Below are 9,845 nucleotides of genomic sequence, written 5' to 3' on the forward strand. Positions count from 1 at the left end.
TACGGGCCCACCCCACCGCGCACGGGGCGGCGCGGGCGGCCCGCGAAGAAGGGGCCCAGGCTCGGGTCGTTGACCGAGCTGGCCGCCGGCGCGTCGTGGCGTGCCGTGCCGGTCCAGCGGTACGGGCGTACCGACACCGTCCAGGTCACGGTCATCGAGGCACTCTGGTACGGCTCGTTCGCCGACACCCCGGGCCGGCTCGTGCTGGTCCGCGACGAAGCCACGGCCACCGGGTACGACCTGGCCCTGTTCACCACCGACAGCACCGCCATGCCCGAGCAGCTGGTGGCCCGCTACGCCGACCGGTGGTCCATCGAGGTGGCCAACGCGACCGGCAAACAGGTCCTCGGCATCGGGCAGGCCCGCAACCGCCTCCCTCGCGCCGTCGAACGCACCGTCCCGTTCCAGTTCCTGACCCAGACCCTGGTCACCTACTGGTACGCCACGGCCGGGCACCACCCGGGCGACCTGGTCGGCCGCCTCGCGGCCGAGCCCTGGTACACCAGCAAGACCGAGCCCGCGTTCGAGGACATGCTCGCCAAGCTGCGCCGCACCCTGATCGCCGCCCGATTTACCGCCACCACCCCAGAACCACTCGACCCCAACATAATCCGCGACTACCAGCTCGCCTGTGCAGCCGCCGAAGCCGCGTAACCGCGAAAGTCAAGGGCACCGGCTCCGGAGAAAAGTCGAATCGGCCACCTCGCGCGCCTATCCGACGTACCGTTGGGTCACACGCGCGCGGACGGGCACGGGGTCGCAGTCCTGGACGCGGGCTGGACGGTTGGGGGGCTGAACTGGTGGACCGCGCACCGACGGACGGGCCGGCGACGAACCGGACACAGACGGACGGGGGCAGGGGCCGTCGCGGCTCGGGCCCAGACCCGGACCTGCCTCCACCGCTTCCGGTCAAACTGGTCACCTGGTGGCTGGCGACCCTGTGGCGTCGGTGGCCTCCTTCCTGGTGCTCGTGGTGGTTCCGTACCACGGCAACGACCTCGACGAACCATGGGGCGAGGTGTACGTGAGCAGCTACAAGATGTCGGGCCTGTGCCCCGTGACCGCGGTGGATGGGGTCAGTGGGCTGCCCCGCGTCCTGCTGGAGATCCCGGTGACGATCGGGTTCTACGCCTCGACCTTCCGCCCTACGTCACCATCGGCAGTGCCGTCCTCGGGGGCATCGCCTTGGTACGACCCCCCAAGGAATTCGGCCCGCTCGCGCGGCTGCTGGTGTTGCTCGTCGTGCTCCTCGCAGTCGCGACGACCGCGTTGTACTTCTCGCCGGTCGGCAGCTACCTGATGACCTGGGGGATGGACTGATGGACTCGACACAGATTCACGAGGGACCGAAGCCCCTGCCGGTCCGGCGCGTCGCCTGGTGGCTGGCCACCTTGGGGATGTCCGTGTCCGCCTGGGTGCTGCTCATGCTGGTCCCGTACTACGGCAACGACATCGACGACCTACCGGGCGGGGTGTACGTGGACCCGTCGAGCGTGTGGCCCCAGGCGGCCCTGGACACGGTCGGTGGGCTGTCCGGCGTCCTGCTGCAGATCCTGATCACGCCTGTGCTCCTCGCCGCGCTGTTCCTGCCCGTCATCGCGTTCGCCAGCGCGGCCTTCGGTGGCTTCGCCCTGGTGCCGTCGTCCTGGGGGCCGCCCTGGGAGCTCAGCCCGCCGGCCCGGCGGCTCATGTGGGTCGTGGTGGTCCTGGCCGTCGTGTCGTTCGCGACGTACCTCTCGCCGGTCGGCAGCGACGCGTGGTTCTGGTCGCTGGACTGACGGACCAGACGCAGCTGGACCGGACACACACCCGGACCCACGAGGAGCCCGCCTTTCTGCCCGTCTGGTTCGCGGCCCTGTGGCTGGCCGTCGTGGCCGGCATGGCGGCGGTCTGGTCTGGGTGCTCATGTTCATGGTTCCGTACTACGGCAACGACTTGGACCACCTGTCGGCAGAGGCATACCAGTAGCGCAGTAGCGACACAGCCCACAGAACCTCTGGCCGGAGATGGCCCTGGGTGCGATCGACGGCCCCGTCGGCGTCGTGGTTGGACTCATCTTCGGCCTGGGAGGTCTGCTCACCCTGATCCTCCTGCCGTGGGCTTCGGGCCTCAGCGCCATCCTCGGTCGGTGCCGTCCTGGTGCGCCGCCGGGACCTCGGCCCGACCTCCCGATGGCTGATGCGGTGTCCGACGGGTCCGAGGCCCGGTCCGCCAGTGGTAGCGATCCGCTCGGGTTGCCGGCGGAACCTGGCGACGGAGGGCGCTGGGGGCGCTCCGGATGCGGAGACTCGTCGGTCCGGGAGTGTTCCCGCAACATCCGCCGATCCGGTCACGCGAGGTCCACTTGCCACATATCGTTGGCGGCACGCAACCGCCGCGTCGGAGCGCGGTCCTGTATCGGGGGGATGGGCCGGAACGTGACAGAGACGCAGACCGAGATGCCCACCGCCCTGACCGTCCGGGTCGTCGCGTGGTGGCTCGCCGCCGTGGCCGTGAGTACGGCTGTGTGGGTGCTGTGCTTCGTGGTTCCCTACTACGTCAACGACCTCGACGAGCCGCTGCCGGCCGACTACTCGGGGCCGTTCTACGACTCTGATGAACTCTGGCCCTTCCCGCTGAACTCCACCGGGGTGTTCGGCTTCCTGTGGAACGCTCTGTGGACGGTGGCCTTCATCATTGCCTTGTTCGTGTCACCCGTCGTCGCGCTGTTGAGCACCCTGCTGGCCGGCTTCAACCTCGCGTTCCTCCCCACGGACATAAGGCCCACCGCGCGCCGGTTGCTATGGGCTGTCGCGATCGCGGCCGCCCTGCTGACCGTGCTGATCTTCTCGCCCTTCGGCCAGGCTCGCTGGGCCGACTGACCAGGACGACCGTTGGGTTCCGAGCCAGGTTCCCGACATCTGCCGAACCGACCGCATCGGGCGCGAGGCGAGCGTACCGTGGGCGAGACGGGAGGCGAGTTCGGGGCCTCGGCTCAGGATGGGGGGCGTCATGGCGCAGGCGGCGACGAGCACGAGGCATCCTTCCCTGAGCAAGCGCCTCGCGTTGGTCTGGCTCGGGGCCGTCATGCTCGCGGTGACCTTCTCTCCGCTCGGCCTTGCCTTGAACGCCTGGTGGCTGGACTGACCATGACACAGACGGCCACCGCACGACTGCCCACCTTCCTGACCGTCCGTGTCGTCGGCTGGTGGCTGGCCACGCTTGTCGCCGCCACGGCGGCCTGGGTGTTCGTATTCGTGCTGCCGTACTACGTCAACGACTTCGACGACCTGCCACCGGGTGTCTACTTGTCGGGCGGTATGCACGACCCATCCGAGGTCTGGCCCGCGGCCGATCAGTACGCGGTCGGCGGACTGCTCGGCTTCCTCTGGATCTCTCTGTGGGTGATTGCCGATGTTGCGGCTCTTTCGGTCCTGCCCGTCCTCGCGGTCGGCAGCGCCGTCGTGGGCGGCGGCATCCTGGGGTGGCCACCCGAGGACCTGACCCCGACTGCCCGGCGGCTCGTGTGGGCTCTCGTGGTCGTAGGCGTCATCGCGGCGGCGATGTACTTCTCGCCCTTCGGGACCGCCTTGAGGACCTGGTGGCTCGACTGAGGCCGGACGAACGGATCGGGCGGGTGTGAGTTATTGAGGGGTGATGACCTGCTCGGCGTCCTCGAACGAGCCTTCCCACCGCGGTGCACCCGTTGCCGGTGGCGTGGGTGGCTGTCCGCACCGCGTAGCTTTCATGTGTCGGGCAGGGACTCGAGGCGTGGCAGCGGGTGGGGCAGGTGGGGCTTGAACCCACGACCGACGGATTATGAGTCCGCTGCTCTGACCGGCTGAGCTACTGCCCCGGACGACCCGTTGCCCGTCCGGACAGGGTCGCCGGGAGTATATCCGCCGGGATCGTGCCGTGCGGCGCTCGATACGCTCGAAGCGTCCGCACCACGACAGAGGAGCACCATGACCGAGGGCATCCGGGTAGCCGCGATCGACGACGTCGAGCCGGGGGAGGCGCTGCTGCTGCCCCTCGAGCTGACCGGCACCGAGGAACCCATCTCGCTCTTCCGTGACGACGACGGCACCTACTACTGCATGGACGACACGTGCTCCCACGAGGACGCCTCCCTCTCGGAGGGCTGGATCGAGGCCTGCGAGGTCGAGTGCCCGCTGCACTCCTCACGGTTCTGCCTCCGCAACGGCCGTCCCATGTGCCTGCCGGCGACCGAGCCGGTCAGCACCCACCGGCTCGAGGTCCGCGACGGCGATATCTGGATCTTCCCCGGGGTGCCGGCCGACACCGCCGACCAGTGAACGCCGCGGCGGTGCGTCTGCTGGTGTGACTGTTCCGGATGGGGCACAATAGGCGGCGACTCTCGCGGGTCAGCTGAGCGGCATACCCACTGAGGACAGGGCACTGAGAGCGAACCACTGAGAACGAACCACTGAGAAGATGGCAGGACTGACCGGGCACGACCGGTCAGGCAGGACACGGCGAGACGGCAGAGCCGGCCAGGGAGCGCAAGGTCGTTGGGGAAGACGTCCCTTGCACTCGAGGAGGTCCGGATGTCTGCCGCGACGTCGCACACCACTACGCGCGGGGTGCTGTTCGTACACGGCACCCCGGCCGCGCTGTGCCCGCACATCGGCTGGGCCGTCGAGGCCGTGCTCGAACGCGCGGTGACCCTCGACTGGGTGGCCCAGCCGGTGCAGCCGCGCATGGTCCGGACCGAGCTGATGTGGACCGGCCCGGTCGGCACCGGTGCCGGGCTGGCCAGCGCCCTGCGCGGCTGGCACGGGCTGCGCTACGAGGTGACCGAGGAGGCCTCGCCGGTCTCGGACGGCTCCCGGTGGACCTATACGCCGAGCCTCGGCATCCACCACGCGTGGATGTCGGTCTCGGGTGACGTGGTCGTCAACGAGGACCGGCTCCGAGAGGCGATCGCGCGCAACGCCGGCGACCCGGAGGGCCTGCGGCACGAGATCGACCTGCTGCTCGGCTCGCCGTGGGACGCCGAGCTCGAGCCGTTCCGGTACGCCGGCGAGGGCGCGTCGGTGCGCTGGCTGCACAAGGTCGGCTGAGGTCGTGCCGGCCGGCCCTCGGGCCGGCCGACGACGGTACAGGCCCGGGCGGTTCGTGCGCCCGGGCCTGTACCGTTCCCTCCGTATGCCGCTTGCGCCCGCGTGCCCCTGGCCTCAGTAGGCGCGGATGGCGAGGGCGACGTTGTGGCCGCCGAACCCGAAGGAGTTGTTCAGGGCGAGCAGGTCCCCGTCGGGCAGCTTGCGGTTCTCGGTGACGACGTCGAGCGAGATCTCGGGGTCCTGGTGGTCCAGGTTGATTGTCGCCGGGATGACCCGGTTGTACAGCGAGAGGATCGTCAGGACCGCCTCGAGCGAGCCCGCCGCACCGAGCAGGTGCCCGGTCATCGACTTGGTCGCCGTGACGGCGATGCCGTCGGTCAGGTCGCCGAAGGCGCGGCGGATCGCGTTGTACTCGGCGACGTCGCCGACCGGGGTCGAGGTCGCGTGGGCGTTGATGTGGATCACGTCAGCCAGGCCGGCGCCGGCGTTCTGCACGGCGAAGGTCATCGCGCGGGCCGCCCCCGCGCCCTCGGGCTCCGGGGCCGTGATGTGGTGCGCGTCGGCCGACATGCCGACGCCCGCGAGCTCGGCGTAGATCCTGGCTCCACGTGCCTTGGCGTGCTCCTCGGACTCGAGGACCACCACTGCGGCCCCCTCACCGAGCACGAAGCCGTCGCGGTCGACGTCGTACGGCCGGGACGCCTTCTCGGGCGCGTCGTTGCGGGTGGACAGGGCCTGCATCGCGGCGAAGCCGGCGATCGGCATCGGGTGTACGGCGGCCTCGGTGCCGCCGGCCACGACGACGTCGGCCCGGCCCGAGAGGATCATCTCGATTCCTAGCCCCATGCTCTCGGCCCCGGACGAGCACGCGCTGACCGCCGTGTGCGAACCGGCGCGGGCGTGCAGCTCGAGCGAGACCGCGGCCGACGGGCCGTTCGGCATGAGCATCGGCACCGCGAGCGGGTAGACCCGGCGCGGCCCCTTCTCCTTCAGCACGTCCCACTGGTCCAGCAGGGTCCAGACGCCGCCGATCCCGGAGCCGATCGCGGTGCCGAGCCGCTCCGGATCGATCTCGGGGGCCCCGGCGTCCTGCCAGGCCTCACGGGCCGCGATGAGGGCGTACTGGCTCGACGGGTCGAGCCGCCGGGTCTCGACCTTCTTGAGCACCTCGATGGGAGGTGTGTGGATCGTTGCCGCGAAGTGGACGGGCAGCTCGTACTTGGCCACCCAGTCGAAGTCCATGGTGCGGGCGCCGGACCGTCCGGCAAGGATGGCGTCCCAGGTCTCGGGGACCGTGCCCCCGACGGGAGTCGTGGCGCCGAGTCCAGTGACCACGACGCGCTGGTCGCGAGTGGACGTCATATGAGGTGCTCCTCTGTCGCAGAAGTGAGGGTTGCTGGTGGCGGGGGCCGGGCCCGGCGTGACCGGCCGCCGGGTCGGTCACGCCGGGAAGTCCTCAGCCCAGGCCGTTGGAGATGAAGGTGACCGCGTCGCGGACCGTCTTGAGGTTCTTTACCTCGTCGTCGGGGATCTTCACACCGAACCGCTCCTCGGCGTTGACGACGATCGTCATCATCGAGAGGGAGTCGATGTCGAGGTCGTCGGTGAAGGACTTGTCGAGCTCGACCTCGTCGGTGTCGAGGCCGGTCTCCTCGTTGACGATCTCGGCGAGACCCCCGAGGATCTCCTGCTCGGACTGTGCCATCTGACTGCTCCTTTTGTTGGGGTGATGGTGCTGGGGATGCGGTGCCTGCCTCGGTCCCGATGACCCGCGGGACCAGCGGGAGAACGCGTCTCGTCAGGGAAGGACGATGACCTGCGCAGCGTAGACGAGTCCGGCCCCGAATCCGATCTGCAACGCGAGGCCGCCGCTCGGGATCTCCTTCTCGGCCAGCATGCGCGTGGTGGCGATCGGGATCGAGGCGGCCGAGGTGTTGGCCGTCGTGACGATGTCGCGGGCGACCGGGATGTCGGCCGGCAGCTTGAGCTGCTTGATCATCGCGTCGATGATCCGGATGTTCGCCTGGTGCGGGATGAAGGCGTCGAGGTCGGCGGCGGTGATGCCGGCCGCGTCGATGGCCTTCTGTGCGACCGGGGCCATGCCCCAGACCGCCCAGCGGAAGACGGCCTGGCCGGCCATGCCCAGCGTGGGCCACTGGGCGGCCGTGGGGGTCGCCTCCTCGCCGGCCTCGTCCTTGGGCGGGCCGCCGGCCGCCTCGGTCATGGTGCGGCCGCGGAAGCTCTTGCGGATGCCGGTCCACGGCTGGGTCTGGCTGATCGTGTCGCGCTGCTCGCCCTCGGATCCCCAGATCGTGGGGCCGATGCCCGGGGTCTCGGACGGGCCGATGACGCAGGCCCCCGCACCGTCGCCGAAGATGAAGGCCGTCCCGCGGTCGTACGGGTCGGTGAAGTCGGAAAGCTTCTCCACGCCGATGACCAGCACGTGGTCGGCCGTGCCGCTCTTGACCAGGTCGCTGCCGATGCCGACGCCGTAGCAGTACCCGGCGCAGGCGGCCGAGATGTCCATCGCGGGGGCGTTCGAGCCGAGCCGCGCGGCCAGCTCGGGCGCGGCGGCCGGTGTCTGGTAGGGGTGTGTCACGGTCGCCATGAGCACGAAGCCGAGCTGTTCCGGGGTGATCCCCGCGTGCTCCATGGCCTGGCGGGCGGCCGCCTCGGCCATGTCGATGACGCTCTCGTCGGGAGCCGCCCAGTGCCGGCTGACGATCCCGGACCGTTCGCGGATCCACTCGTCGCTCGAGTTGATCTGCGCGACGATCTCGGAGTTGGGCACGACCCGGGCGGGACGGTAGGCGCCGACGCCCATGATGCGCGAGTGCCGGGCGGGGGTCGGGGCCAGGATGGTGCCGGTGCCCTTGGGGGTGGGTGCTGTTGCAGTCGTGCTCACGAGATGGCCTTCTCAGTTGGTGGAGTGGGAGGTTTCAGTGTGCTCGCGGACGAGGTCGCGTGCCGCGTCGAGGTCGTCGGGGGTCTTCAGCGCCACGGCCGGGACCCCCTTCATCGCGCGTTTGGCGAGCCCGACGAGGGTACCGGCGGGGGAGACCTCGACCAGCCCCGTCACGCCGAGGTCGAGCATCGTGGTCATGCACAGGTCCCAGCGGACCGGGTTGCTCACCTGGCCGACGAGCCGCCGGACGACCTCGGCGCCGCTGGTGACCGCCTGCCCGTCGGCGTTGGACAACAGCGTCGCCGTCGGGTCGGCGGGGGTGATCGTCGCGGCGACCCGCGTCAGGGACTCGACCGCGGGAGCCATGTGCGAGGTGTGGAAGGCGCCGGCCACCTTCAGGGGGATGACCCTCGTCCTGGCGGGCGGCTGGGCCGCGAACGCCGCCAGCTGCTCGAGGGTGCCGGCCGCGACGATCTGCCCGCCGCCGTTGACGTTGGCCGGCGTGAGGCCGTGGTCTGCGATGGTGGCCAGCACCTCGTCCTGGTCGCCGCCGAGGACAGCCGACATGCCGGTCGGGGTGACCGCGCTCGCGGCCGCCATGCCCTGACCCCGCTCCCGGACGAACTCCATCGCCTGCTCCTCGGCCAGCACTCCCGCGGAGACGGCGGCGGTGATCTCGCCGACCGAGTGGCCCGCCCAGACACCGACCCCCGGCTTGTCGTCGGCCTCGAGGAGGGCGCCGAGCGAGACCAGCCCGGCCGCCACGATGAGCGGCTGGGCCACAGCGGTGTCCTTGATCGTGTCGGCGTCGGAGACCGTGCCGTGCTCGACGAGGTCGAGCCGGGCGGCCGCGCCGAGTCGGGCGAGGTGGTCGCGGGCACCGGGCAGCTCGAGCCAGGGGGTGAGGAAGCCGGGGGTCTGGGAACCCTGTCCAGGGCAGACGATCGCTAGCACCCCCCTAGCATCCCCGAAAGCGGGTGGATCTGGCGACCCCGGCTCGGGGCCGGGCCATCGCCTGTCGGCCGGAGCTCGCCCGAGCGGGAGGAGTGCAGCGCCCGGTCAGGGGCCGGGCGGTGCAGGCGACGACCCGCCACGAGGGCGGCATCTGCGGTGCCGAGCGGCCCCGGGTGCGATACTCGGTGCGTCAGCCGTCGCCGGGTTGCCGACCTTGGGTGTGCAGTGGGTCGGGGATCGCCGGAGACACTCCGTTCCCGCTCGCTCCAACCCCGTCGACGCCACCTACCCGGACCAGCCCTGCCAAGGGCCGGTGCCGTGCTGGTGGCCAAGGAGGTTTACATGATCCGGCTGCTCATCCGGGCCGCCATCTTCGTCGTCTCCGCGGCCGTGGGTCTGCTCGTCGCCGCGTGGGTGGTCGACGGGTTCCACGTGACAGCCACCGGTCTGGTGGTGTCGGCGGTCGTGTTCGCCTTGGCCCAGAGCATCCTGTCCCCCTTCGTCCTGAAGATGACGAAGAAGTACGCGCCGGCGCTCGTCGGCGGCTTCGGGCTCGTCTCGACGGTGGTCGCGCTGGCCGTGGCATCCTTCTTCGCCGACGGGCTGCGCATCTCAGGGGTCTCGAGCTGGGTGATCGGTGCCCTGATCGTCTGGCTCGTCAGCTCCCTCGGCGGGTGGTTGCTCCCCCTGGTCGTCCTGAAGAAGCGCCTGTCGAACGCCGAGTGACCCTCGAGCGCTCATCACCCGTGCAGCAGACCTGTAGAGCGAACAGCGTCCTGCACTCTCGATCACGAGAGGTGCACTCTCGATCGGGGGAAGTGCACTCTCGATCGGGGAGTCAGACCTTATGAGGGTCGCGGGTTGCCCGGGGTCTTGAGGCCGGGGCCTCGCGTATGCAGGATTCGTGGATCACCGGCCAGAAC

At 70.2% G+C, this 9,845-nt stretch carries 12 protein-coding genes and 1 tRNA gene; 8 read left to right on the forward strand and 5 right to left on the reverse strand.

Annotated elements, in window-relative coordinates:
- From WMI84_RS14380 to WMI84_RS14400, 5 genes are all read left to right on the forward strand, one after another.
- Positions 1-654: hypothetical protein (locus WMI84_RS14380; RefSeq protein WP_347354320.1), on the forward strand; the 654-nt coding region annotated here is incomplete at its 5' end.
- A gap of 531 nt (positions 655-1,185) precedes the next feature.
- Complete coding sequence (locus WMI84_RS14385) at positions 1,186-1,320, forward strand: hypothetical protein (protein WP_347354322.1); 135 nt, start codon at positions 1,186-1,188, stop codon at positions 1,318-1,320.
- On the forward strand, positions 1,320-1,778 hold the full coding sequence (locus tag WMI84_RS14390; RefSeq protein WP_347354324.1) for a hypothetical protein: 459 nt from the start codon (positions 1,320-1,322) through the stop codon (positions 1,776-1,778). The genes WMI84_RS14385 and WMI84_RS14390 overlap by 1 nt, the downstream gene beginning before the upstream one ends.
- A gap of 639 nt (positions 1,779-2,417) precedes the next feature.
- Positions 2,418-2,861, forward strand: a complete 444-nt coding sequence (locus tag WMI84_RS14395) for a hypothetical protein (protein ID WP_347354326.1) — start codon at positions 2,418-2,420, stop codon at positions 2,859-2,861.
- Between the two features lie 267 nt (positions 2,862-3,128).
- Complete coding sequence (locus tag WMI84_RS14400; protein WP_347354328.1) at positions 3,129-3,593, forward strand: hypothetical protein; 465 nt, start codon at positions 3,129-3,131, stop codon at positions 3,591-3,593.
- 168 nt (positions 3,594-3,761) lie between these two features.
- Here WMI84_RS14400 and WMI84_RS14405 read toward each other — a convergent pair.
- A tRNA-Ile gene (locus WMI84_RS14405) sits at positions 3,762-3,835 on the reverse strand.
- 109 nt (positions 3,836-3,944) lie between these two features.
- On the opposite strand from WMI84_RS14405, the gene WMI84_RS14410 reads away from it, so the two are divergent.
- Both WMI84_RS14410 and WMI84_RS14415 read left to right on the forward strand, forming a co-directional pair.
- The gene (locus WMI84_RS14410; RefSeq protein ID WP_347354330.1) at positions 3,945-4,295 is read left to right on the forward strand and encodes a bifunctional 3-phenylpropionate/cinnamic acid dioxygenase ferredoxin subunit; all 351 of its coding nucleotides are present in this window, start codon (positions 3,945-3,947) and stop codon (positions 4,293-4,295) included.
- Between the two features lie 252 nt (positions 4,296-4,547).
- On the forward strand, positions 4,548-5,063 hold the full coding sequence (locus WMI84_RS14415) for a DUF3145 domain-containing protein (protein ID WP_347354332.1): 516 nt from the start codon (positions 4,548-4,550) through the stop codon (positions 5,061-5,063).
- 114 nt (positions 5,064-5,177) lie between these two features.
- On the opposite strand, the gene fabF is transcribed toward WMI84_RS14415, so the two are convergent.
- The 4 genes from fabF to WMI84_RS14435 all read right to left on the reverse strand — a co-directional run bounded on the left by fabF (position 5,178) and on the right by WMI84_RS14435 (position 8,922).
- Positions 5,178-6,425, reverse strand: coding sequence for a beta-ketoacyl-ACP synthase II (gene fabF, locus WMI84_RS14420; protein WP_347354333.1), 1,248 nt, complete (start codon positions 6,423-6,425; stop codon positions 5,178-5,180).
- A 94-nt stretch (positions 6,426-6,519) separates the two neighbouring features.
- Positions 6,520-6,768, reverse strand: a complete 249-nt coding sequence (locus WMI84_RS14425) for an acyl carrier protein (protein ID WP_347354334.1) — start codon at positions 6,766-6,768, stop codon at positions 6,520-6,522.
- A gap of 93 nt (positions 6,769-6,861) precedes the next feature.
- Positions 6,862-7,968, reverse strand: coding sequence for a beta-ketoacyl-ACP synthase III (locus WMI84_RS14430; protein ID WP_347354336.1), 1,107 nt, complete (start codon positions 7,966-7,968; stop codon positions 6,862-6,864).
- Between the two features lie 12 nt (positions 7,969-7,980).
- Positions 7,981-8,922: an ACP S-malonyltransferase gene (locus tag WMI84_RS14435; protein WP_347354338.1), complete on the reverse strand. Its 942-nt coding sequence runs from the start codon at positions 8,920-8,922 to the stop codon at positions 7,981-7,983.
- 342 nt (positions 8,923-9,264) lie between these two features.
- On the opposite strand from WMI84_RS14435, the gene WMI84_RS14440 reads away from it, so the two are divergent.
- On the forward strand, positions 9,265-9,648 hold the full coding sequence (locus tag WMI84_RS14440) for a phage holin family protein (protein ID WP_347354340.1): 384 nt from the start codon (positions 9,265-9,267) through the stop codon (positions 9,646-9,648).
- Positions 9,649-9,845 lie beyond the last annotated feature (197 nt).

It is taken from the genome of Intrasporangium sp., assembly GCF_039812505.1.
Lineage (GTDB): Bacteria > Actinomycetota > Actinomycetes > Actinomycetales > Dermatophilaceae > Intrasporangium_A.